Annotated in this window: 19 protein-coding genes and 1 other RNA gene; 14 read left to right on the plus strand and 6 right to left on the minus strand. The window is 54.1% G+C overall.

The features are described from left to right. Positions 1–408: 408 nt before the first annotated feature. Positions 409–1,686 carry a S41 family peptidase gene (locus VLX68_01275; protein ID HUI90853.1) on the plus strand — a complete coding sequence of 426 codons (1,278 nt, stop codon included), beginning with the start codon at positions 409–411 and terminating at the stop codon, positions 1,684–1,686. Between the two features lie 458 nt (positions 1,687–2,144). Then, a complete protein-coding gene (locus tag VLX68_01280; GenBank protein ID HUI90854.1) occupies positions 2,145–3,527 on the plus strand; it encodes a GDSL-type esterase/lipase family protein in 1,383 nt (460 codons plus the stop codon). A gap of 104 nt (positions 3,528–3,631) precedes the next feature. Here VLX68_01280 and VLX68_01285 read toward each other — a convergent pair whose 3' ends face one another. Continuing rightward, complete coding sequence (locus tag VLX68_01285; protein HUI90855.1) at positions 3,632–4,798, minus strand: ISNCY family transposase; 1,167 nt, start codon at positions 4,796–4,798, stop codon at positions 3,632–3,634. Between the two features lie 185 nt (positions 4,799–4,983). Here VLX68_01285 and VLX68_01290 point away from each other — a divergent pair, with 185 nt between their 5' ends. The 3 genes from VLX68_01290 to VLX68_01300 all read left to right on the plus strand — a co-directional run bounded on the left by VLX68_01290 (position 4,984) and on the right by VLX68_01300 (position 7,448). Beyond that, a complete protein-coding gene (locus VLX68_01290; GenBank protein HUI90856.1) occupies positions 4,984–5,469 on the plus strand; it encodes an SRPBCC family protein in 486 nt (161 codons plus the stop codon). 243 nt (positions 5,470–5,712) lie between these two features. Further along, a complete protein-coding gene (locus VLX68_01295; GenBank protein HUI90857.1) occupies positions 5,713–6,426 on the plus strand; it encodes a hypothetical protein in 714 nt (237 codons plus the stop codon). Between the two features lie 2 nt (positions 6,427–6,428). Further along, positions 6,429–7,448 carry a PorV/PorQ family protein gene (locus VLX68_01300; GenBank protein HUI90858.1) on the plus strand — a complete coding sequence of 340 codons (1,020 nt, stop codon included), beginning with the start codon at positions 6,429–6,431 and terminating at the stop codon, positions 7,446–7,448. Positions 7,449–7,548: 100 nt separating this feature from the next. Here VLX68_01300 and VLX68_01305 read toward each other — a convergent pair whose 3' ends face one another. After that, entirely contained in the window at positions 7,549–7,719 is a 171-nt protein-coding gene (locus VLX68_01305; GenBank protein ID HUI90859.1) for a hypothetical protein, read from the minus strand. Between the two features lie 76 nt (positions 7,720–7,795). Here VLX68_01305 and VLX68_01310 point away from each other — a divergent pair, with 76 nt between their 5' ends. Then, the gene (locus VLX68_01310) at positions 7,796–8,092 is read left to right on the plus strand and encodes a hypothetical protein (protein ID HUI90860.1); all 297 of its coding nucleotides are present in this window, start codon (positions 7,796–7,798) and stop codon (positions 8,090–8,092) included. Between the two features lie 5 nt (positions 8,093–8,097). On the opposite strand, the gene VLX68_01315 is transcribed toward VLX68_01310, so the two are convergent. Continuing rightward, positions 8,098–8,484, minus strand: coding sequence for a hypothetical protein (locus VLX68_01315; GenBank protein ID HUI90861.1), 387 nt, complete (start codon positions 8,482–8,484; stop codon positions 8,098–8,100). 168 nt (positions 8,485–8,652) lie between these two features. Between VLX68_01315 and fmt the strand changes: the two genes are divergently transcribed. The 4 genes from fmt (at position 8,653) to VLX68_01335 (ending at position 11,685) form a co-directional block, all read left to right on the plus strand. Beyond that, positions 8,653–9,588, plus strand: a complete 936-nt coding sequence (fmt, locus tag VLX68_01320; GenBank protein ID HUI90862.1) for a methionyl-tRNA formyltransferase — start codon at positions 8,653–8,655, stop codon at positions 9,586–9,588. Continuing rightward, positions 9,585–10,910 carry a 16S rRNA (cytosine(967)-C(5))-methyltransferase RsmB gene (gene rsmB / locus VLX68_01325; protein HUI90863.1) on the plus strand — a complete coding sequence of 442 codons (1,326 nt, stop codon included), beginning with the start codon at positions 9,585–9,587 and terminating at the stop codon, positions 10,908–10,910. Before fmt ends, rsmB begins: the two co-directional genes overlap by 4 nt. 55 nt (positions 10,911–10,965) lie before the next feature. Next, positions 10,966–11,205, plus strand: coding sequence for a hypothetical protein (locus VLX68_01330; protein ID HUI90864.1), 240 nt, complete (start codon positions 10,966–10,968; stop codon positions 11,203–11,205). 132 nt (positions 11,206–11,337) lie between these two features. Next, positions 11,338–11,685 carry an STAS domain-containing protein gene (locus tag VLX68_01335; protein HUI90865.1) on the plus strand — a complete coding sequence of 116 codons (348 nt, stop codon included), beginning with the start codon at positions 11,338–11,340 and terminating at the stop codon, positions 11,683–11,685. Positions 11,686–11,905: 220 nt separating this feature from the next. On the opposite strand, the gene VLX68_01340 is transcribed toward VLX68_01335, so the two are convergent. Both VLX68_01340 and rnpB read right to left on the minus strand, forming a co-directional pair. Then, positions 11,906–13,324, minus strand: a complete 1,419-nt coding sequence (locus tag VLX68_01340; protein ID HUI90866.1) for a BamA/TamA family outer membrane protein — start codon at positions 13,322–13,324, stop codon at positions 11,906–11,908. 170 nt (positions 13,325–13,494) lie between these two features. Then, positions 13,495–13,876: RNase P RNA component class A (gene rnpB / locus VLX68_01345), an RNA gene on the minus strand. Between the two features lie 263 nt (positions 13,877–14,139). Between rnpB and VLX68_01350 the strand changes: the two genes are divergently transcribed. The 4 genes from VLX68_01350 to VLX68_01365 all read left to right on the plus strand — a co-directional run bounded on the left by VLX68_01350 (position 14,140) and on the right by VLX68_01365 (position 22,986). Then, positions 14,140–19,827: a tetratricopeptide repeat protein gene (locus VLX68_01350; protein ID HUI90867.1), complete on the plus strand. Its 5,688-nt coding sequence runs from the start codon at positions 14,140–14,142 to the stop codon at positions 19,825–19,827. 97 nt (positions 19,828–19,924) lie between these two features. Continuing rightward, complete coding sequence (gene mltG, locus VLX68_01355; protein ID HUI90868.1) at positions 19,925–21,073, plus strand: endolytic transglycosylase MltG; 1,149 nt, start codon at positions 19,925–19,927, stop codon at positions 21,071–21,073. Next, complete coding sequence (trxA, locus tag VLX68_01360; GenBank protein ID HUI90869.1) at positions 21,070–21,555, plus strand: thioredoxin; 486 nt, start codon at positions 21,070–21,072, stop codon at positions 21,553–21,555. Before mltG ends, trxA begins: the two co-directional genes overlap by 4 nt. A 186-nt stretch (positions 21,556–21,741) precedes the next feature. Further along, positions 21,742–22,986, plus strand: coding sequence for a U32 family peptidase C-terminal domain-containing protein (locus VLX68_01365; protein HUI90870.1), 1,245 nt, complete (start codon positions 21,742–21,744; stop codon positions 22,984–22,986). A gap of 191 nt (positions 22,987–23,177) precedes the next feature. Here VLX68_01365 and VLX68_01370 read toward each other — a convergent pair whose 3' ends face one another. After that, a complete protein-coding gene (locus VLX68_01370) occupies positions 23,178–23,660 on the minus strand; it encodes a DUF6125 family protein (GenBank protein ID HUI90871.1) in 483 nt (160 codons plus the stop codon). Positions 23,661–23,968 lie beyond the last annotated feature (308 nt).

A 23,968-nucleotide genomic window follows, 5' to 3' on the forward strand; every position in this document is an offset into this window, starting at 1 on the left:
TTGTGACCAGGAATATTTGCAATCAAATTAATAACTACATTCCTGTTTGTTTAGTGTGATAAAACGATTTTAAAACGTTTACCACTTGGTCGGCGGTTCGAATGTCTTACGTTTTTAACTCATTAATAATATATCCTTCACAACGTAATACCTTAAAATAATTTTTGAAATGGTTTAATGACGTCTGACGGCACTTGGCTCGTGGCTCATTTCCTGAATACCCTGAAACGCATCATGCATGAAAGAAAACAAATAATTAAAAGCATGTCTTTTTAAAGATTTGACATGAGGCTTCCGGACAGGGTAATTTTTAATCCAAGCGTGAGCAATCAACACTTGCAGAATTCACAGAAGGCGGCTGGCATGCGCTTGCGAAACTTTTCTTTAATAGGCTCTCTGGCTCTTAGTATGTGTCTCCTCCAAGGCTGCACCTCTCCCACCACCTTCCGGAGTCAAGAACGAATCTCGCAGGAATATCTTTTTGCCGCCGAGTTTCTTTATACTTTTTTCATTTTTCCGGATAGTCTCCCCAAGGACACCTTTGGTTTCAGTTCTCCCGAGGCACTCTATAGCTCCGTCAAGGAACGGTGGACCTTGTATTTTCCGCCGGACAGCGCAAAAATGTTTCTGAACGACCTGACGACTCAAACGGTAGGCATGGGAATCATGCTGGACTCCGTGTCAAAAGGGTATTTGATAAAACAGGTTTTTTCCAATTCTCCCGCCCAACGCGCTGGCCTTATAAAGGGGGACATCATTGATTCGATCAACGGGGTTTCAGTTGCAGGGGCAAGCTACGATAGTTTCACCACTATCGCCGAAGGCAACGCCGGGGACATCAGAAAACTCGACCTTCTGCGGAATGGCGGAGAAGTGAAGATCACGTTGGTTCTCGGAGCGTATTTTGCCCCGTCTGTATTCACGGATTCTCTGGATTCGACCACGGCCTACATCTATCTGTCGTTTTTCTCCTCTGAAACGGATTTGCCCGGCGGGACCGCGGAGGAAATGGACAGTGCGCTTGCCGCAACGGCATGGGCTCCGTACACGGTGCTTGATCTGGAAGGGAATCCCGGCGGCGATATGGACCAATGTGTCGGCGTGTGCGGAGAGTTTGTTCCAAACGGAACTAAGATCATAAAGATCCACGAACAATTGCTTGACACAATATCGTGGACCGTATCCACGGTCGACACCTTTCTTGTGTCGTCGCTTCCGGACCATGCGCTTCAAAGGAAATTTGTCGTGCTTGTCGACAGCAACACCGCGAGCGCGGCGGAGATTTTCACTTCGTGCATCATGAGCAACAGACCGGATATCAAGACCGTGGGCACGCGGACTTTCGGAAAAGCCAGGGGGCAAGTGCTGAATATAACGCCGGATTCGGCGCTTGTTAAAGTGACGTTCGCGCTGTTTACGCCGATACTCGGCCCCCAATATGACCTCGTTGGGATCGTTCCTGCCATCACCATACCTTCCGATTCGAGCGCGATCACAGTCGCAGAGGCGCTCATCTCCCAAAGTGAAGGGACTGCGCTGGCGAAACGTCCCGCGGTTTCAAGGACAATCGCGGCTGATCGGATAATTGCCTTGCGTCAAGAGTTCAATCACAGAAGGACGGAGCCGCTTGCATACAAGAAGATGCGGGTGTCCCCACAAACCCGTTCAGGTTATTACAAGCACTAAAGTCGCGGTGCTTTCAAAGCCGAAGAAATCGATTTCGTCCACATCCCGAAAGAACGATACTAAAAGAAAAGGCTTAATTTTAAATCTTACCGAAATCTTACTTGACTTGACTCCCGGCATTTTTTATTTGAATACCTTAAAATGGTGCGGGAGTCAGCAGCCTCTGCGAGTAGAACCGCCGCCTCCCGGTGCGTTGCACATGTAGGGCATGCACAGACGCGTGAGCATATTTTACCGCGATTTTTTCCATCAATTCAAGCCTCATGCAATTGGCCCTGCGTTGCTGAAAAACCAATTCCTTGTCCATTTAAAAATTTGCACAGGGGGTGACCGGACTGTTATTTCGTCAACATAAAAATGTAATAATCAATATTGCTTTAAGGAAATAAAATCCATGTGTTAATGTTGTATTTGTCAATGCGTCAAATGACCACCATTCATCCAAGGGAGACCGTTTTATGCGTTTTTCATCAGTTTGTTTCTGTGTTGCGTCCGCTTTTTTGATATTGACAAACACGGTTTCAGCCTCTGTCACGATAGCCCCGAACGACAGCGCCATCCAGTATTTCGGCCGCTTTGACATGGCCAATCCGCTTCAGCCGCGCTGCGAGTGGACCGGGTCGCATATCAAGGTCGCCTTCACCGGAACGTCCGTGGCCGCAACGGTCGTGAGCAACGGCAAGGTCTATCTCGACATCATCATCGATTCCGTGGTGGTGAAGGTCGATTCGGTCACCGCCGTCGAGCGCAGCCTCGTGTGCGCAACAGGGCTGGCAAACACAACCCACCGGCTTGTCCTGTATGTCCGTTCGGAGGACGGCGTTCTCACCTTTAAAGGCCTGACGCTTGACAATAGCGCGACCGCGGCCAGCCCGGGCCCGTGTCCTGCGCGCAAAATAGAGTTTATCGGCGACTCGTATACCGTCGGGTATGCCAACGAAGCGACCAACAGCGGCGTCTGCGCCTACACGTACACCGTCGCCCCGGTCACGGACAACTACCGGTCGTGGGCACCGCGCGCAGCGCGGGCATGCAGCGCGGAATACATCGAAGTGGCGAAGTCGGGATGGGGAATGGTCCGGAACTGCTGGACGCCCGCGACATCGGATTCCACCATCGGCACGCTGTATCTGCGGACGCTGGTCAACAGCAAAACGCCGCTTTGGAATTTCGGGTCATGGAAGCCCGATCTGGTGTGCATCGGCATCGGCACGAACGATTTCACGAACTGCAATCCGGGCAGTCCCGCGACGCAGCTTGCCGATTCCGCCAATTTTGTAAACGCCTTTTGCGGCTTTCTTGACACGGTCCGCAGCCGTTACAGCGGTGTCAAGATCATGCTCAACGTTCCGACCGCCCGCGCACGGGTGGAAAATTGCGTGCGGCAGGTCGCGGCCGCGGAGCGCGCCAGCGGTAAAACGGATGTTTTTTATTCCCAATGGCAATGGGACACCGCGAGCAATTCCATGTGCTGGCACCCGAACGTGTATCAGGATTCGCTCGTGGGGACGGCCATGGCCGATTCGATCATGAAATTTATGGGATGGAACGGCACCGGCACGGCAAGTCCCGCCGCAGCGATGCGGTCGGCTTCGGCCGCGAAGTCGCTCGTCGTTCGCCGGGTGAGCGGGAACGATTTTGTCGCGGATGCCTCCGACGGTTCCGCGCTGGACGGTCCCGTGTGTCTCTACCGGCTCAACGGGGAGCAGGTGGCGGTTCTTCATGCGCAAGGCACGCGCGGCGTTCGCGCCGTTTATTGCCCGTCTGTCAAGGGTGTCGTCATCGTTGTCGCAAAAAGCAACGGCGTACGTTTTATGAGCGCCCCGCTGCCGTTGTATTAGGATTGTTTAACAGCGGACGGGCGCTTAGGGCATGCATTGCAGGCAATGGCGTTTTCCCTGGGGGATCAAGCCGTATCGGCTCATTTAAAAAGGTAACCGAAGGCTCAAAGTCGTCGTCTCACAAATGAGGTAACCAAGACTTGTTTGAAAATGGCTTTGAGTTTTCGTTCTATTGCATCTTTGAGAGAAAATGGATTCAGTTCTGTATGGATTTTGCTGAGTTGCATTTTCTTTTCTTGTGAAACATCGGGAGAATTCATTACTCGTTGAAATGGAGTCAGCGGATCATCGTAGGCTTTTCGGTAGCGGCTGCCGATACGGGTTTTGGAAAGTAATTTGACTGAAGGGCAAAAGTGGTTTTGGTAGAGAGACCACTGGTTGGCATACAGGTCATTGATAAGTGGGACGAGGGCAGGATTGTTGATGCGGTCATAGCCGAGCAGGTGGCGAGGGTGTGCCCAGTTTTTCTGTTCGACATGAGCGTTGTCGTTTTTTTTGTAGGGGCGGGAGCGAGTGAGACCAACAGGTTTTTTCCGGTCAGCGAAGTAGCGCACGAGGTGGTAGTTGAGAAATTCGGAACCATTGTCGCAGTCAAAGCCGAATAATTCAAAGGGCAGGTTATGCTCGATATCTTTGACTTGCCCTACAACGTCATCGGCGCCTTTGTTCCAGACAGCGCGACATTCGGTCCAAGCAGTATGGATATCGGTCATAATGAGGCTCCAGACGAAGTCACCTGCAAGGCTGTTGCCGCAGTGAGCGACCGTATCGGCTTCCATGAAACCGGGGCGGGTAATGTCCCAATTGTCAGTGCGGATGGGGATCTGGTTACGCAGCATTGAGCCTGGTTTGGTGCCACTGAGTCCTTTGCGGTAGCGAGCACGCAGAGGCTTAAGCACACGATCAAGGGTTGGTCTGCTGATAGCGAGCAGTTTATCATGCACCTCAGCAGCAAGGCGGCCAAAGGATTGCTCGTAGAACGGCAGCCAGAGCGGTATGGCAGCTTTCAGTCGGTAGGAGCACATGAAATCAGTGGCTCTCCAGATGCCCAGAATGGCCTTGAGAAAAACGGGGTCAGAGTAGTGGGATTTTCTGCCGCGTTTGCGCTTTCGGCACCAGAGGGATTGATGCAGAAGCCTGATGGCGTATTTGCGGTTGTAACGACAGACGGCGCAGAATTCATCGAGGATGTGCTTCTTGTCCTTGCGGGAAGCTTTTTGATAACGCTCTTGAATAGCCTGTCGATAAGCATGTTTTTCTTTGTGGCCCATAGGAGATAACCCCTTTCTGCTTGGGTTACCTTAATTATGAGCCTACGAATTAAAAACAGTATGTATCCGATAGGTATTCGGTTACATTTAATTTGAGCCTACGCGATAAACGGGCCGCATAAGAAATTAGTGGCAATTTGCAAAGTAAGGAATTTATAATTACTAAGGGACAGAGAATGTCGCGGATGAAAAAATACATCGGATTTCTTTCTGTTGCAGTGCTCGCCGCTGTGCTGGTGCTGTGCGGCTGCATGAACACGTATGTTTTCTCCAGCAGGATCGCCATCGCGGCCATGCCGTCCAGAATATTCGGCGTCGTGACCGATTTCGAGAACTACCCAAAGCTGTGTCCCGAATTCCACAAGCAGGTGAACATCGTTTCGAAGGCAAGGGAAGGCAAGGGCGTTGTTTTTGAAACCATATCGGAATTCAAAGGGTTCATCTCCAGAAGCAGGTGGGAGGCGGTGGAGTGGGAAAAAGACAAAATGCTCAGGCTTGAGAACCCCACGTACGGCACCATCATCATCCTCATCAACCAGATCGACTACAACACCAGTGAAGAAACGATGATCGTGGTGACCAAGATTCCAGACAATTATAAAAATGAGATCTTCGGAATTTACGAAAAGGAAATGAAGGCGGTGAAGGAAAAGAGCGAACAGGCGCAGTAACTGCACTGTTGGTTTTGTCGGAGTAATTTTCTGGTGGGAGAAGCATCCCCCTCGCTTCAGCCTCCTCGGCCTCCAGCCTGCGGTGTCTTCCGCTAGCCCCTCCCGGGTGCAGCCGGGTGCTGGCCGCAGCAAGATTCAACCTTCCGCCGGGCGCACCCGCGAGAGCAGCAATTGTTCGGGTTTAAAGTGATTATTGATTTCCGGTAATCAATTTATCTTTTTTTCATTTATTGTTGCTTCAGCATGAATAAAACGCATATCACAGGCATAATTTTCATCATCTTTGCTTCATGCACCGTCCATCCGCCGCTCACGCTTGACACCGCGCGTGCCACACTCGCGCCGGTTATTTCAGCTGACTCAATCAAGTCAGTGACGGGAAGCGGCGAAATCCTTCTTGCGCAGAACGGCGAGCAGCTTTCGCTGAGTTTCGACCTTGCCTGGCAGGGCGATGCGTCGTTCAGCGCGCAGTTTTACGGCCCCATGGGCATGAACCTCGCCTCGATAAAGTCCGTCACCGCCACGCGCTGGCTATTGCAGGCCGGCGATTCGCAATATACCCAGGCACCCTCGCAGAACATCCGCGTGGGCAGTGGTTTTCTGGAATATCCGCTGACGTGGGCCGAGCTCGTGGCCGCGCTCACCAGCCGCTTTCCCTGCCGTTCGGACCTGTCGTCGCGGCCTGACTCCATGTACATTGACAAAAAAGGCATCCTGCTGTTGTGGCGGGGGAGAAGCTATGCCGGCCGTTCGGTTGATATTTCGGCGCTCGCGGATAATAAAACATATCGTTTGGCCGAAATCATTTATCAAGGAACTAAAAACAGGTGCGAAGAATTGATTTTCTCGGGTTTTTCCAAGGGGAGCGCCAAAGAAATTAAATTTGTTTCTTCAAGCGGCAATTATTTTTATGTTAAATATCACACGCTGACCATCCGCACCCGGAAGGCATCCTGAACGTGGTAAGAAAAATCCTGTGTGCCGCATGCTGCGGCCTGTCTCTGTCCGCTCCTGTCTTTTCACAGTACGACATGGCCGGCACGACGGCATTTCCCTTCCTAAATCTTGATTACGACAGCCGCACCATTGCGATGGGCGGCGTGTCCGTTGCAATGCCGAATGATTTATACGGTATTACCTATAACCCCGCCGCAGCCGGCTATATCACCAAACGAGAGGCGGCGTGCGGATTCCGTTCCATTGTCGATGATGTCTGGGGCGCGCCGCTCGGGTTTGCCATGCCTTATTTAAATCTTGGGGTGTTCAGCATCCATCTCGTGGACGTGTCCTTCGGCTCGCTCAAGGAGCAAGTGGAAAACGTCGACGGCACCCCGCTCCAAACCGGCGTTACATGGAATTCGTATGCGATCGTGGGTGGGCTTTCATGGTCGAAAATCGTGTGGGAAAACCTGTCGATCGGCGGCACGCTCAAAGGAGTGCACCATTACATCGGGAGCAGCACCAGCGAGCATTACTCGGCCGACGCCGTTGCCGTGCAGGCGGGAATGCAGTACCGGTGGCTGAATTCGCGGGTGATTGCCGGACTCGTTCTCGACAACGCCGGCTTGATGGTCGCGGAATACTCTGACCAGACTGAAGACCTCAAGCTGCCGCTCTCGGTTTCGGCCGGGGTTTCCTACTCGCCGGTGTATGTCCCGAGCCTCAGGGTCGGCCTCGATCTGCAGCAGCCTGCCGACGGTTTTCTCATCTACAAGCTGGGCGCCGAGCTCGCGGTTTACAAAAAGTATCTGCTTGTCCGCGCCGGATACTCCTTTGCCGAGCCCGACCTCGAGGCGCAGCTCAAAGTGCTCAGGGGCGAGAGCAACGACAATTACCAGAAGTCAAATTGGGCAGGTTTTTCCTTCGGCGTCGGCATCAACGCGCCTATCGGCATTTCCGACGTGGGGATCGACGCCGCACTACAGCTGCGTGACGACATTGATCCAGCGTTTTCATTGAGTTTACTGGTAGGATTCTGAAAGACAGCGGCCAGGATCCGGCGGTCGGAAATCAGCGGTCAGCTGGACAAATTCCAATATTTTTCGATTCTGCAATCTTCAATTTACCTTCTACAATCCTTCACTGTCTGCTCAATGTTCGGGCAATGGTTATTTCCCATATGCCTATGCCCACGGTGATGCCGCCAAGGGTGACCAGGGAAAGGGAGAAGGGGAGTATATCCTGCTTTTCCAGAATTGCAGCGCCCGCGATCACGGCAAGGACTCCTGCCGAAATATTGTAGATTCCCATTGCCCTATGAAAATTCCCCAAACTGCGGAACATTTGCCGGGCGTTTTGAGCGAGGCTGTCGCGGGAAGACGGGGCCTTGAAAAGGGCGAGGGAATCTGCTGACGATTTTTGGCGCGTGTTCGAAGCCTTGCTCTGCGCCGGAGCCAAAGGCTTTTCCACAGAATCTTCAATTGCGAGCAATGAATCTGAGGATGGTGTTATTTGTTTATCGGCGGCGGCCCTGCGGGAGGAGGAGTCCTGCTTGGCGGAAGTGGTTGCCGCAAAAGTTGAAACGGCAGGGAAAGCGAAAAAAATCACAGAGAAAAGAAATAGTATTTTCCTGCAATGCCGCATCAATGGAAAATCTCTTTTTCCACGAAAGAGGAAAAGCTGATTTTATTAAATATCCTCAACCAGTTTCCTGAGCCCGGATTTTTCGAATTGCACTAAAATACGCGTTGGAACACCTTTGTCTTTTCCCACAACAAGGCCTTTGTCCTTGAATTTCTTGTGGGTTATTGTTTCTCCTATAACATAATGATTTTTTGGGATATAGTCCCGGGTCGGACAGTCTTTTTTAACAGCTTCTTCCGAGGCGAGAAGGTCTTTCCCGGAATAGCAGAAGGTTTTACGGCATTTTGTGCAAAAATATTCAAAGGTCGCTTCTTTATCCAGCAATCTGCCGTTGCCCGCAATGCTTCTGTCGAGTTGTGCCGGAAGGGTTTTCTGGCAAAAACGGCAGTAGGCGGTAAGGTCGGCAACAGGTGAAAAGGACGGGGATGCCATGGATTCTCCTTATCTTAAGATGATTATTACCAGTTTCTTGTATCTTTTTGAATTTAAAACTCTTGATGGAAATTAACTTATGGCACCTTTACATTGCAAGAATAACCTTGCTGTCCTTGACCGGGTACTATCATATATTTTCTTAGCGGATTTAAAATGGAGGGGCTTGTGCGCGTTGTTTTCATGGGATCGTCCGAGTTCGGCATTCCGGCCATCGAAGAAATAACGAAAAAGGGTCATTCCATTGCCGGAATAGTGAGTACGCCTGCGCGCGAAAAGGGCCGTGGACTGGCGCTTGCGGATTCTCCGGTGGTTGAATTTGCCCGCCAAAAGGGACTGTCGCCCGTTTTTACTCCCGAAAAACTCTCATCAGACTCTTTTGCGGAGGAATTGAAAAAAACCAAGGCTGATGTTTTCATCGTCGTCGCATTTCGCATTCTCCCAAAAACCGTTTTCAGCATTCCGCCCCTCGGCACCTACAATATACACGCGTCGCTTCTCCCGCGATACCGGGGACCAGCGCCGATCCAGCGCGCCATTGCCGCGGGCGAAACAGAAACCGGCGTAACCATTTTCCGCATCAACCAGGGAGTGGACACCGGCGAAATGGTTCTCTTAAAAAAAACCACCATTGCGGATGATGAAACGACGCCGGAATTAAGCGGACGCCTCTCAAAGCTCGGGGCCGAGGCGCTTGGCGAAGCGCTGGAGCTTATCAAAGAGGGGAAAACGAAGTTCATCGTCCAGGATGATTCACTGGCATGCGGCGCGCCAAAACTATTGAAATCCGAGGGGAAGATTTCATGGGACATGGCCGCCCCAGAAATTTTCAACAGGATCAGGGCGTTCAAGCCGTTTCCCGGCACGTTCACGTTTCTCGATCACCTGCGCATCGGCATCGAGTGGGGAATTCCTGTCGGTACCGGCGCCGCGCGTGCCGTCGAAGCCGGCACGGTGTATGAGATCGGCGCCGACGGATTTGACGTGCAATGCGGATCGGGCAGACTCAGAGTGCTTAGGGTGAAACCCGAAGGAAAAAAATCCATGCCTGCCGCGGACTTTGTTCGCGGCAGGGGAATATCCCAGGGAACGAGGTTCTCATGAACTCCCGCGGCATAGCGCTCCGCATCCTCCAGGCTTGGGACAAAAGGCCGGGCATTCTCGACAACGCGATCGACCGCGAACTGTCACAGAGCTCCCTTGACCACCGCGACAGGCGCTTTGTGTTCGAACTGGTGAACGGCGTCGTGCGCCGCCGTCTCACGCTCGACCATGTGCTGGGCCAATTCGTGCAGGACCCGGCCGTGCTTCAAAACCAGTATATCATGCGCATTCTGGAAATCGGTGCGTACCAGATTTTATACATGGACCGCGTTCCGGACCACGCAAGCGTCAACGAGTCGGTGAACCTCACGCGGCTGGCAAGGCGCACCATGCACAGCGCGGGCCTGGTGAACGCCACGCTGCGCGCCATGATCAAGGACCGAAAGCGCATCAAACTGCCTGACCCGCAAAAAGACCTCGGGCAGCGGCTGTCCGTTGAATTTTCCCATCCCAAATGGATGGTCTTGCGCTGGCTTTCGAGGCTCGGCCTGACGAAAACAAAACTACTGCTGTCGTTCAACAACGAGAGACCCGACATCTTTTTACGCCGAAAACTCCACGGTCTCTCGAGGCCGCAGTTCGAAACAGAGTCAAAGGAATTTTGCGACAGCGCCGGCGGATACCTCAACCTCTATTACAAGCTCAACAGGCAGGTCATGCCCGAAACGCTCCCGCTTTTCAAGGAAGGCGCGTGCACGGTGCAGGCGCCGTCGTCCGGATGGGTGGTCGCCCTGCTTGACATTACGCAAAACGACCGGATGCTGGATGTGTGCAGCGCGCCGGGAGGAAAAAGCGCGCTTGCGGCCGAATTGACCGGCGGCAGCGGCGCGGTTGTCGCATGCGAATTGCGCAAGAACCGCATGAACGCGGCCATTGAAACGGTGCGGCGGCTCAGGCTTGCCAACGTGCTGCCGTGTTTGTGCGACGGCGTGTCTCTGCCGTTTAAATCCGGCGCATTTTCCAAAGTGCTGCTTGATGCGCCCTGCTCCGGCACCGGCGTTCTTCACCGGCATCCCGAAGGCAGGTGGATAAAAGGGGAGAGCGACATTCCGCGGCTGGCCGCGCTCCAGAGAAAACTTCTGGATGCGAGCGCCGCCATTGTCGCAAAAGGCGGGGCGATGGTGTATTCGACCTGCTCCCTGGAGCCCGAGGAAAACGAACAGGTGGTTGAAGGATTCTTGAAAGACCATGCCGAATTCGCGCTTGAAAAGCCGCCGGCCGCGATTCCGGAAACGTTTGTGGATATGAAGGGGTATTTGCGGATCACGCCGTGGGAGCATAGGATGGATGGTATGTTCGGGGCGAGGTTGAAGAAATTGTAGATTGCGGAATGAGGATTGCTGATTGAAAGAAAAAAAGTATCAATAAAAAGCTGTCATGCGAAGAAAGGAAGAATTAAAAATGAAGTGGATTGAAGCTCTACTTTCTGACATAGCTGATTTGCTTGGATGGCTTTTTAAATCATTTCCAGCTATATTTTCTTTATTGGCTATAGCCGGAATTTTATTATGGATATGGGGCCATGGATTATATCAAAAAATTGGGTTTACTGCCTTCTTTATACTTGCTATCGGCTTTTTTTGGGTGTTATATCGTGAGCAAAATATTGAGCCATGAGAGATATGCTAAAACATTTAATTGGCTTTTTTAAAATTCATAATAAAAATTCCCTTGTCTTTTCCCCTCTACATCAATACAATTAAATCATACCACTCATTAACATCGTAAAAAACCCTGAAAGGAATTTTCATGAAGTACGAAATCGAAAACAAGGGCCCGTTCAAGATGATCCACATCATCGGCAACATCGACTCCGAGGAGAACACGAAAAAGCTTGACGACGACATCTTCAACAGCATCAAGGCCGGGCACCACCATTTTGTGTTCAACCTCGAGAAGACCACTTACCTCGACAGCGCGGGCATCAGCATCTTCATCCACTGCCTGTGCGACGTGCAGGAAAACAAGGGCTCGGTGTACATCATCGCCAAGGACAACCAGGTGCGAAAGGTGCTCGAGATGGTGGGCATCGACCGCCTGATGAAGACCTTCAAGTCTGAGGAGGAGTTCATCAAGGCACTTAAAGTAAGTGTCTGACGAACCATTTTCCTGCTTTGTCAAACTATAGTCCATAATTATCCTTATGGCGGTGAAGGCCCCCTGGGGGTGCGGGCTTCCACAGCCTCCTTTTATAAAATCCAAAATAAATCTACGGGGTTGGCGCTGGGGGCGATGATAAAAAGGGAATGGTGGTTGACTTACGCCAAGCCTTACGCGACTGGGGAACGCCCAACTCAATTTTATAATTCAACAAAAATCAGAAATACATGTCCAGATACAAATACAGCGACGGCACCGCATAAAACGGGGTGTGGTACGGATCGCTGGTTCCCGGAACGTTCCAGACGATGTCGAAGCAGAGGCTGCGGCGGACGGTCGGCGCTATGATGCGGAAACCGGTCCCGGCGCCGCCGCCGTTTTCGCGGATGCCCATGGGATGCCGTATGTCGTGCCAGATGTGTCCGGCGTCGCCGATGACCGCGCCGTCAACGCGGAAATAAAAGTCCCTGAACATGTCGTTGATATATCCGAAAACCCCGTTCCTGAAGGCATCGTTGAGATTCGAGAAAAACCAGGCATCAAAGGTGGGCGTTGTCCAGAGCGGAAACCGGTACTCCGCGGAAAGAATAACGTAATCGTTCATTTCGTAGGAACGGCCGAAATAATTCGCGGGGTACCCTCTCACGCTGCCGTCGCCGCCCATGTACAGGTTCCGGTATGGACCCGCGTCGTTGGAGCGGAGCAGGGCCTGGAGCCGGTATGCCATGACATTGCTCTGCCAAAAGCCCTGGTGATACAGCCTGAAATCGGAGTACAGCTGCAGATATCTGAGATATTGCGTGTACATCGCATTGGTAAAGGCCTGCGACAGGAAGTTCCAGCCACTCGTGGGGTCGAACGACCTGTTCCGCTGGTCGGTGGTGAACCCCAACACAAACGTCGCCTCCGAAAACGATGTGATGAGATTGTTTTGCGGAACGCTGTCTATCCGGTTGTACGACCCGCCGAAGGCGGCGTAGATGCGCGAATCCGCGGGCAGTTTACGTGAAAATGACACTTTTCCGTTTGCCACTTTCCGCTGTCGCGGCTCACCCAGGTCCGGGGATTCGTTGTAGTCAACGGTTACCCCGGCGCCATAGGGGGACGGCAGAAACGGCTTGCTCCACGAAATGCCGATGCCCCGTTCGGTCCAGAACGTTCCGCGAATCGAAAGGGTCTCAAACAGTCCCCTGAAATTGTACAGCGACATCCCGAGCCTCATCTTCCACCAATAGTCGCTCGTGTCGCCGTAAACGCCCTTGCTGTAATAAAAGGAATAGTCAGGCTGGACGGACAGAAGTTCCTTTACAAGCACATATACGTACACGCCGTCTTTCTTACGGATATTGAACACCTTGACGCTGGAGAAAAGATCGGTGTTCATGAGCTGCTTCTGGCCGGCGGCGGTGCGGGCAGAATCGAAAACGGCGCCGCTGTCGAGGTGGAGATACATCCTGAGAATCCGCGACTGGGTGATGAGGTTCCCGTTGATGGTGATGGAAACGATGGTGTCGTTTTCCGGCACCGGACCGATGGTGTCCTTGGGCGGTTCGGGAACCGTGTCCGCTTTGACAGACAGAAAAACCAGCAGCAGCGCGGCAAGCGGCGGGATAAATGTTGCTGAAAAACGGTTCATCGGCTGATAGTGGTTAAGGTGGTCCGCCCCTCGGGCGGCATACTCAGGAAGGTGGAATACGATTTCACTGCGGATCGCCGCTGGCAGTCCATGCTAAAAGTGCTCTTACTAAAAAAAGAAAATTGTCCTTAGTTAAAATCCCGGCATTCATGTCCATACATGGTAAAAAAAGGGAAAGAAGATCCGTAAGCCGGGTTCTGTTCTAGCAATCATTTATCTGGCCGGCGCCTGCGCGCCGGCATTGAGCGACCTACCCGAAGGAATGGGAGACGGACAGCCTCCGCGCCCTTGCGGGCGCCTCCTCCATGCTTGGTCTTGCACCGGATAGGGTTTTTCAGCCATGCCGCGTTGCCGCCGCATGCGGTGGGCTCTTACCCCGCCTTTTCACGTCTCACTCCGCGCCGGGATTGCTCCAAGCGCGGGGCGGTCTGTTCTCTGTGACACTTTCCGTGCGCGGGTGACCCGCGCCCCCTGCTTGACGAAGGGTATCCTGTCCTGCGGTGCCCGGACTTTCCTCTCCGGCAGAGCCGGAGCGATTGCCCGATCTTCTTTCCCTGCTGTAAAATAATCGATGCAGCAATACCGTGTCATATACGTCGTTGGGATGAAAGATATTCTCCCCTTTGTAATTTAATAAGGGACGATTATAAATATAAGGGCAACTGAAAGCGGCGGAAAATCTGTCGCTCACTTCATTTTATAGTGTGAGTTAACCGGTATAATAAACTAATTTTACTAAGAGAGCGCCTTTTTTTATTTTAATGAAGAGGTATCTTATCGCTGGAACCATGAAATAAGGTTAAAAGGGGAGCATTATGAAGATCAGTGGGGCGGGTGTTCGCGCATTTTTCTTTTTAATTTGCATCGCATCAGTCACGGCGTATGCCGATATGACGCTGGACCAACTCATCAAGTCGAAGAAGTATTCCGACGCCGTCGCCTATGCCGACGCAAAGCTTCCCTCCACGGCGCGCACCGCCGATGTCTGGGTGAAGATCGGCATCGCCAACGAGGAACTCGGTACCACCGAAAAGGCGCTCGCGTGCTTCCTGGTCGCCTCGCGTATGGACGTGAAAAGCTACGACGCCCAGCTCGGCATCGCGCGCGTCTACAACAAACTCAACCAGCCCGACAATGCCTTGACTTTTGCCAAAAAGGCGATGGACCTGCAGTCGACCGGCGAGGCAAGCTGGGAATACGCCAAGGCGTGCATGGCGCTCAAGAGGCCGGCTGATGCGCAGGAGGCCCTCGAAAAGGTCATTCAGTCCGACCCCAGCAACGCCGCGGCAAGCCGCGGGCTAGCCGAGATCTACTGGCAGCAGAAGGAATATAAAAAGGCGATTCCCCTTTTAAAAGTGGCCTACGCCTCCAATCCGAACCCTGAGGACGCATACAAGATTGGCCGTTCCCTGCTTGAGTCAAACAAGATTGATTCAGCGATTTTTTATTTAAAAGAGGCCATTTCCCGCAATCCCAACTTTTACGCCGCCAACCTCGACCTGGCCCGCGCGTATTTCCTTAAAGACAAGTTCCTTGCCGCGGCCAACGAATATGAAAAGGTCGCCGACAAGGTGAGGCTGTCGGCCATGGACCAGTACAACCGCGCCATATGCCAGGAGAAAACCGGCAGCATGGACGCGGCGCTCAAGGCCTACCGCGCAGCCGCCGACGCCTTCGGTCCCGACAAGTCTCCCGAAGCCACCACCGCGCACCTCAAGGCGGGAAACGCCGACCTCGAAAAAAAGAATTACGAGTCGGCGCTCGTGCATTTCCGTTACATCGCGGCCGCTGATTCCGAGGGCACAAGGGTGCCCGAAATACAGTTTCTCCTCGCCGATGCGTACAGCGGTGCGGGCAACATGCCCAAGGCGATCGCATGCCTCGAAAAGGCGCTCGCCACCGACAACAAGAACGTGGAGGCGTACGCCCGGCTGGCCGACCTGTACCAGAAAAGCGGTGCGCCCGACAAGGCGCGGCAGATTTACGAAAAGATAACCACCATTAACCCGAACGATCCGAAGATATTCATCACGCTCGGCGATTACAGCCTCAAGTCGAAGAAATACACCGACGCGCTCAGGTACTACGAAAAAAGCTACATCATCGACAAGAACGTCAAGGCGGCGGCCGGCATGTCTGCGGCGGCGGCGGCCCTCGAGCAGTGGGACAAGGCCATTGACGCGGCGGAATCGGCGATACGGCTCGATCCGTCCCTCATCGAGCCGAGGGTGGTGCTGTCGAAGGCGTTTTTACGCAGCGACCGTTACAAGGAGGCCAAGGAGCAGCTCGATTTTCTCGTGGGGAAAAAGCCGTTCGACGTGGAATACTGGAAGCAGCTCGCGTACTGCTACAAGCAGCTCAACGACCCGGTCAACATGTCGTACGCCGACAAGAAGATCGTGGAGATGGACAAGACCAACGTCGAGTCGCGCCTGCGCCTGGGCGCGTACCTGCTCGCGCAGCGGGAATACAAGCAGGCGTTCGACATTTACAAAGAGCTTTCGGTGCTCACCCCGCAGAACCCCGAGGTGTTCAAAAGCCTCTACGAGATCACGCTTAACAGCGGTGACAAGGCCATGGCGGCCGGCTATCTCAAGAAGTACATCGCCTTCAATCCCAACGACGCGGTGGCGCAGCGCAACCTGGGGAACCTCTACTACGAGGTGAAAAACTACGACGCGGCGCTCATGGCGTTCCGTGCCGCGATCAAGCTTGATCCGACCATCAAGGGCGTTTACAAACCGTATGCCGACATCGTGATCGCCAAAGGGCTCAAGGAGGAGCTGGCGACCGCGCTCGCCGGCGCGGTGAACGCGGGCGAGGCCGACGGGAACATGTATGCCATGCTCGGCGGTGTGTACCAGAAACAGGGTCTCTGTCCCAAGGCGATAGAGCTCTATCAGAAGGCGCTTGCCAAGGACCCGAGGAACATGCCCGTGATCTCCGGGCTGGCCCAGTGCCAGGCCAGGGTGGGCGACGTGGACGGCGCCATCGTGTCGTACGAGCAGGTGCTCGCGCTCAACGCAAACGCGATTGACGAATACAAGGCGCTCGGCGAGCTGTATATGAAGCGGAACAAGGAAGCCGATGCCGTGGGCGTGTTCAAGAAATACCTTGACAAGAGGAGAGACGACTCGAGGGTGGCCCGGGCGGTGGGCGAGTACGCCTACAAACAGAAGAACTACGACGAGGCGGCGCGCTATTTTGCCATGGTGACCGGCGAAGACACCCGTCAGCCGGATTTCCTGATGCATTTCGGCCAGGCGTGCTATTTTGCCAAGAACTATGTCCGGGCATCGGCGCTCATGAACCAGCTTGCCCTGCTGACACCGCTGAACGCCGAGGTGTTCAAGACCCTTTACACCATCGCGCTGCAGGACAGCACGCAAAAGGGCCAGGCCGCCGGGTACCTCAAGAAATATGTCGCGCTGAAGCCGAGCGATGCGACCGCCCAGCGCACTCTGGGTGACATGTGCTACGATCAGAAGGACGCCAGCGGCGCGCTCACGGCGTACCGCAAGGCGATCGCGCTTGACCCGACCGTCAAAGGACTTTACAAGCGGTATTTCGAGCTGGCGACCGCGCTGGGAATCCAGACCGACATCGCCGCGGCGCTTTCCGGCGCCATCAACGCCGGCGAGGCCGACGCAGGCATGTACGCGGCGCAGGGGAATTATTACGAGCGGCAGGGCGCCTGCGCCAAGGCGATTCCGATGTATCAGAAAGCGCTGCAGTCGGATCCGAAGAACACGGCCGTGCTCATGGCGCTTGCCGGCTGCCAGGTGAAAATCGGCGCGATGACCGAGGCCTCGGTCACCTACGAGCAGGTGCTTGCGCTCAACCCGGCCGACGCACGCGTAAATAAGATGCTCGGCGACATGTATCTCAAGCAGGGCAAAAAGGACCAGGCGATCAGCGTTTACAAAAAATACCTCGACAAGCAGCCGAAAGACTACGAGGTCGCGTACATCGTCGGCGAGTTCGCCTACACAAACAAGAATTACGACGACGCGTACAGGTACCTGGGAATGGTGGTGGGAGACCAGGCCCGCACCGCGGCGTTCCTCGGTATGTACGGGCAGACGTGCTTCCAGAAAAAGGACTTTGCAAAGGCGAAGGAACTGTACGGCGAGCTCGCCCTTCTCACGCCGCAAAACGCCGAGGTGTACAAGACGCTTTACACCATCGCCTCTCAGGACCCGGAGCAGAAGGGCGCCGCGGCGACCTATCTCAAGAAATACACCGCGCTCAGGCCCAACGACGCCGGGGCGCAGAAAAATCTCGGCGATCTCTTGTACGAAAGAAAAGATTTCCCCGGTTCGCTGGCGGCGTACCGCAAGGCGATCGCGCTTGACCCGGCGGTCAAGGGAATTTACAAACGGTATTTCGAAATGGCCTCTGCGCAGGGGCTCACCGAAGATATAAGCGCGGCGCTCAAGGGCGCCATCGCCGCGGGCGAGGCCGACGCCGGCATGTACAACATCCAGGGCATGCACTACCAGAAGGCGGGCATGTACCCGCAGGCCATCCAGATGTTCCAGAAGGCGCTTTCGAGCGATCCCAAGAACACCGCCATCCTCATGGCGCTCGGTTCCTGCCAGGTGAAGGCCGGTAGCATGACCGAGGCCGCGGTCACCTACGAGCAGGTGCTGGAGGTCAACCCGCAGGACATCGGCGTGTACAAAATGCTCGGTGAAATGTACATCCAGCAGAAAAAGACCGACCAGGCGCTTTCGGTGTACAAGAAATACCTTGAAAAGCAGCCCAAGGACTATGCGGTGGCGTATTGGATCGGGGAAGTGGAGTATCACGCGAAAAATTACGACGAAGCCGCGAAGTATTTCGCCATGGTCGGCGGCGAGGAGGCGCGGAAAACCGCCTTCCTGAACATGTACGCCCAGACGTGCATGCAGAGAAAAGACTTTACCAAGGCCAAGGAGCTGTACCACGAGCTTGTTTTGATCGAGCCGGCGAACGCCGACATCTTCAAGGCGCTGTACGACATGGCGGTCAAGGACAACGACAAGGACGCGGCCATTTCCAACCTTAAGAAATATCTGTCCCTGCGGCCGCGCGACGCCGAGGCGCAGAAGGACCTCGGCGATTACCTGTACGACCAGAAGGAGCTCAGCCCGGCGTTTCTGGCGTACCGGGCAGCGCTCGAGGCCGATCCGAACATTAAGGGCGTTTACAAACGGTATGCAGAGCTCGTTGTTTCGCGGGGAACGCCCGAGGAAGTGCTCACGGTGCTCACCAATTCGGTCAACGCGGGCGAGGCCGACGCGCAGACCTATTCGACGCTCGGCTCCATCTACGAGAAAAAGCTGCTGCTGCCCAAGGCGATCGCGTTCTACAACAAGGCCCTGCAGCTTGACCAGCGCAACACAACGATCCTCTCGGCGCTGGCGCGCTGCCAGCTCAAGGCGGGCAGCACCGCGGACGCCATCGTCACATACCAGCAGGTGGTGGCCATCAACCCGGACGCCACGCAGGAATGCAAAGTGCTCGGCGACCTCTACATGAAGCAGAAGCGGAAGGACGACGCGATCGAGGCGTACAAAAAATACCTGGCCAAGTCGTCCGCCGATCCCGAAATCGCGCTGCTCGTCGCCGACGAGTCCTTCAAGAAGAAGGACTACGAGGAGACGATCAAGTACCTTAACAAGGCGGAAAAGGGCAACAGCCAGGACCTCGAATACCTGTATCTGTACGGCCGTGCGTACTATTACTCCAAAAATTACCGCAAGAGCGCCGAGATCTTCGAACGCATGCGTTCGGTGATCCGCGAGCAGAAGCAGAAATATCCGCACCAGGCCGCGATGCTGCGCATGCTCGCCGATTCGTACGAAAAATCGGGCGATAACGCGAACGCCGCCAGCATTCTCGCGGCTTACACCAAATTGCCAGATGTAAATGATCCCGAGGCCTCGTACGAAAAGGCGGTGCTCGCCGAGGCGTCAAGTCCGGCGACCGCCGCGAAATACTATGAAGAAAACACCGTCCAGTACCCGAAGGACTACCGCAACTATTTCGGCGCGGGGCTCATCTATGCCAAGCAGCCCGCGAACATGGAAAAGGCCCTGGCGCTCCTGAAAAAAGGCCTCAGCATCAAGGACACGATCCCGCAGCTGTGGCTCGAGATGGGGCGGATGTACGGCAAACTCGGGAAGATCAAGCAGGAGGTCGAGGCGTACCAGAACTTCATCCAGCGCGACGCATCGAACCCGGACGCATGCGAGGAGATCGGCGTCACGCTGCTCAACAAGCACATGCTCAATGACGCGATGGTCTTCCTCGAAATGGCGAACGCGCTGAAGGCGGGCAACCCGGACTATATGTACCAGCTTGCGCGCGGTTATGTCAAAACGGACCGGATCGCGGACGCGCTGCCGCTGCTGGAAAAAGCTGAAAAGCTCAAACCGGACGACGATAAGATAAAGAGCCTTTACAACTTCGTGCTGCAGAAATCCAGCGGCGGGGGCGGGCAGGCGCCGGATCAATGATGGCAAGGCTGACGCGTGATGGAAAGGACATTTGCTTCCCCCGGGGCGTAATTTACGGAGGGGAATACACCAATTCTGAGCCCGGGGTCGAGCTGACATGAAGAATCCCATTTTCAGGGCGCTGTACCGGACATGGTTAACGGGCGCCCTTTTTTTTCTGGCCGCGCTGGGCTACGCCTTTTACGCCGCCTTGTGGCTCTATCGCTTCGTGTTGACGTATAAAAAGCTGTTTTTGCTGCTGCTCGTTTTTACGCTGGTTGCCGCCGCAGCGGCGGGATATGTTTTCGGCCCTCTTCATGCGCGCGGGAAGCAGGTGGAGTTTACCATAGAGAAGGGCGCCCCGCTCCACGATATCGCGGCCGCTCTTAAACGGGAACGCGTGATACCGTCATCAAAGGCGCTGATCGTCTGGATGAAGCTCGCCGGCACCGAAAAAAAAATCCAGGCGGGGCGCGCGTCTTTTTTCGAAGGGGAGGGCGTTGCCGCCGCGGCCTCACAGCTTTTGCACGCCGAGCCCATCGAACTTGTGCTGACCGTTCCGGAAGGCCTAACGCTGCGGCAGACGGCGGAGATTGTCGCAAGGACATTGAAGGTCGATTCGGCCGCATTTGTAAAGGCGTGCGAGGACTCGGCCGTTGCGCGGGCGTGCGGCATCAACGAGCCGACGCTCGAAGGATACCTTTTCCCCGACACCTACCGTTTACCGCCCGCTATCACCGCCGAAGACATCGTGAAGCGGATGACAGAGCACTTCAACGAGAAATACGCCGCCATCGCGCAACCTCCGGACGCAGGCGCAGCGTTGACGAGGCACGAGGCGGTGATTCTCGCTTCGATCATAGAAAAAGAGGCCGCCGTCGCCGCCGAAAGACCTTTGATTTCGGGCGTGTTTCACAACCGGCTCAAGAAAGGAATACCGCTGGGCGCGGACCCGACCACCAGATATATTTTAGGAAAATTCTCAGGGCCGCTGCATGTGTCCGAACTTGCCGTGCAGTCCCCGTACAATACCCGTTTACATGCGGGACTGCCGCCGGGCCCCATCTGTTCGCCGGGGCTCGCCTCGCTGACCGCCGCGCTGAACCCCGAGCAGACGAAAATGTTGTATTTTGTCGCCAAATGGGACGGCTCGGGAAGCCATGATTTTTCCATGACCAACGCGGAGCACGCCAGAAAGAAAGAGGAGATCGTGCGCAGCAATGAAAAACGAAAATCGCTCGCGGTGAAAAAGAAGGCGGAAGAATGATTCCACGATTCATGATGATCATCACGGCGTTAACGGCGCTCTGCTTGGCCCAGCCCCTTCGGCAAGCCGCCCCCGAGAAAATGCCGTTAGACTCATCGGACATCCTGGCCGACATGATCGTCAAGTCAAAGGTGCCGGTGCTCGTCGATTTCTGGGCGCCGTGGTGCATGCCGTGCCGCATGCTGACCCCCACCATCGAGGAATTGAAAAAGAAATACGCCGGGAAAATAAAAGTAATGAAGATCAACGTCGACGTTCAAGTGCGGATTGCGGCTTATTTCCGGGTGTCGTCAATTCCCGCGGTGTTTTTTATCAAGGAAAAGTCCGTGGTATTGTATATCCCGGGGCTGCGTCCCAAGGAAGACTATGAAACCGCAATCGCCGAAGTTCTCGCCTTGAAAATGGAGCCGCCCGATACCACGCAGAAAAAACAGCCGGCCCCGGCGCAGCCCGACCCGAAATCTCCCGCGACAGGGAAATGATCCTCACCGCAGAGACGCGGAGAGCGCAGAGAAAAATAAAATAGAGTTGGAAGTTGAAGGTTGAAAGTTGAAAGTCGAAAGCGACAACACAAAAAAATGCATTTAATTTTTAACTTCCAACTTTAAACCTTTTGTTCTCTTTGCGTCCTCCGTGTCTCCGTGGTGAATTTTCTTTTGGACTTAGAAATGAATCTCCCCGAACTGCTCGCTCCCGCCGCGGACATCGAATGCGCCGAGGCCGCTTTCGCCCACGGCGCGGACGCGGCATATATCGGCCTCGAGAGTTATAACCTTCGCGCCCGCACGACAAACGCGACGCCCGCCCAGCTCAAGGCTCTGCTCGAAATAGCAAAAGCGTCTCGAAAAAAAGTGTATGCCGCGCTCAACATCATGCCCGACGACAGGGCGCTCGGCGAAATGGAGGCGCAGATGGCGATTCTTGCCAAACAGGAAATATTTCCCGATGCCTTTATCGTAAGCGATCCGGGCGTTATCGCCCTCTGCCACGAATTTGCGCCCACCGTGCCGCTTCATCTGAGCACCCAAACCGGCACCTTCAACGCAAAAGCCATGGAATTTTGGGCCACCCAGGGAATACGCCGCATCATTCTGCCGCGAGAATTGACGCTTGAGCAGATTGCGGGTTTGTGCCGTTTTGTAAAGGCACAGGTTGAGGTTTTCATCCACGGCGCCATGTGCGTGTCCGTTTCCGGCAGATGCCTGCTCGGCGTTTACACGGCAAGGCGCCACCCGAATTTCGGGGACTGCCGCCAGCCGTGCCGCTTCAAATACCGGATCGCGCCTGTTTACGACAATGAAAACGATGCGGGCGATTGGCTCACGGTCAACGAAGAACCGGGCGAGGGCGCTGTGCCGTCGCAGGCGTTTATCCTCAATTCAAAAGACCTGTGCTGCCTGCCCATTCTCGACCGCATCATCGCGGCGGGACCGGCCGCGCTTAAAATCGAGGGCCGGCACCGGAGCGTGCATTACGTTTCTTCTGTTGTCAAGATATACCGCGCCGCGCTCGACAGTCTTGCGGCGGGTGAACCCTATGACGTGAGGCCGGAGTGGCGCGAGGAGCTCGACCGTCTCGACCACCGGCCCTACACCACCGGGTTTTACGCGGGAGAATACGAACTTCAGGACATTGCCGACAGCAGGCCGGCGCCCGATGAGCGGATCGTCGGCCATGTTCGCGAGAAACTTGACGGCAAAGGCATCGTTATTGACGTTAAAAATCCATTCTGTGAAGGCGATGTCCTAAACGTGCTGCCGGTAAGAAAGGAAAAAATGCCGTTCGAGGTCGTCATTCGGGGGATAACCGGACTGGACGGCGTAAATGTTAAACGGGCGTTGACAAACAGGTTGGTGATTGTGGACGTCAAAGAGGAACTGGTAAAGGGAGACTTGTTGAGGAAAAAGTCATGATGGCAGGCAGGTCCTTCTTACCGCATTGCACTGGCCCCACAACGCCATTGGATCGTTTGGCAAGAATGTGGGACGCTATTTATTGATTGAGACTTACGCCGATCGTGGTGAGCTTGTCGAGCTATGAGCGCTCACGCTTCGACAGGCTCAGAGCTGATGGGTGTCATCGCTCAAATGGCCGGATTACTGCTTCACTTTTCGCTGAATCGCATCGAACAGGATTTGCATTCTCTGCAGATCCTGTCCTCGCCAAGAAACGAAAATGAGCACCCGAACTCATTTGCCCATCCAGAATATTCGGCGGTACATATCCTGCTTCCGATCTTTTCTGCAAGGTTGGCTCTGTTTGATTGTACGAGTTTGTCGTACCAGGGGCACTCGGATACATTGATATCGAAAAAAGATCCGTTGTTGACTGTCGTAAAGACAAATCCGTCGAGTGAGAGTTTCGCTTCAAAGCATTCACGCAGTGCGTCGATTCCCCAGTCCATCTTGGAAAAGGACTTCATTTTTCTCGCCTGGATTTTCGGCATGATCTGCCAGACTTTCTCATCAACGTCGAGCGCCTTGTCGAAGCCGTCGGCATCCTCGGTTTTCATGAACCACAGGCCGTCAACAGCGGCATAGCTTTTTTTAAAATAGTCGATGATCTGGTCAGGGGAGAGGTTGAACATACCGGTTTTTCATGCGTTTTCAGTTATGAGAAAAATTATTCCGATTTTTAATATAAAGTGTATCCGATCACTATAAAAGTAAAGAAAAAAAATGAGATTACGACCTTTTTTCTGCTGTTTCAACCGGTTGCATGGCACGATCGATCAGGTATCTTATTTGCTTCAATGAATATACCTTATTTTTTACGTACTAATTTTGTAACAAACGGAAATGGAAAATCATGATAATACTTCGCAAGTAACGGCAATTTATTTATTTTTTGACCCTCGTCTGCTGGGTTGCATTTACTTAATGTTTTTAAACAATA

The sequence above is a fragment of the Chitinivibrionales bacterium genome (assembly GCA_035516255.1).
Classification (GTDB): domain Bacteria; phylum Fibrobacterota; class Chitinivibrionia; order Chitinivibrionales; family FEN-1185; genus FEN-1185.

Coding starts and splice junctions, on each gene's coding strand:
- VLX68_01275 (HUI90853.1), top strand. CDS start 409: ATGTGTCTCCTCCAAGGCTGCACCTCTCCCACCACCTTCCGGAGTCAA.
- VLX68_01280 (HUI90854.1), top strand. CDS start 2,145: ATGCGTTTTTCATCAGTTTGTTTCTGTGTTGCGTCCGCTTTTTTGATA.
- VLX68_01285 (HUI90855.1), bottom strand. CDS start 4,798: ATGGGCCACAAAGAAAAACATGCTTATCGACAGGCTATTCAAGAGCGT.
- VLX68_01290 (HUI90856.1), top strand. CDS start 4,984: ATGAAAAAATACATCGGATTTCTTTCTGTTGCAGTGCTCGCCGCTGTG.
- VLX68_01295 (HUI90857.1), top strand. CDS start 5,713: ATGAATAAAACGCATATCACAGGCATAATTTTCATCATCTTTGCTTCA.
- VLX68_01305 (HUI90859.1), bottom strand. CDS start 7,719: ATGGGAATCTACAATATTTCGGCAGGAGTCCTTGCCGTGATCGCGGGC.
- VLX68_01315 (HUI90861.1), bottom strand. CDS start 8,484: ATGGCATCCCCGTCCTTTTCACCTGTTGCCGACCTTACCGCCTACTGC.
- rsmB (HUI90863.1), top strand. CDS start 9,585: ATGAACTCCCGCGGCATAGCGCTCCGCATCCTCCAGGCTTGGGACAAA.
- VLX68_01330 (HUI90864.1), top strand. CDS start 10,966: ATGCGAAGAAAGGAAGAATTAAAAATGAAGTGGATTGAAGCTCTACTT.
- VLX68_01335 (HUI90865.1), top strand. CDS start 11,338: ATGAAGTACGAAATCGAAAACAAGGGCCCGTTCAAGATGATCCACATC.
- VLX68_01340 (HUI90866.1), bottom strand. CDS start 13,324: ATGAACCGTTTTTCAGCAACATTTATCCCGCCGCTTGCCGCGCTGCTG.
- VLX68_01350 (HUI90867.1), top strand. CDS start 14,140: ATGAAGATCAGTGGGGCGGGTGTTCGCGCATTTTTCTTTTTAATTTGC.
- mltG (HUI90868.1), top strand. CDS start 19,925: ATGAAGAATCCCATTTTCAGGGCGCTGTACCGGACATGGTTAACGGGC.
- trxA (HUI90869.1), top strand. CDS start 21,070: ATGATTCCACGATTCATGATGATCATCACGGCGTTAACGGCGCTCTGC.
- VLX68_01365 (HUI90870.1), top strand. CDS start 21,742: ATGAATCTCCCCGAACTGCTCGCTCCCGCCGCGGACATCGAATGCGCC.
- VLX68_01370 (HUI90871.1), bottom strand. CDS start 23,660: ATGTTCAACCTCTCCCCTGACCAGATCATCGACTATTTTAAAAAAAGC.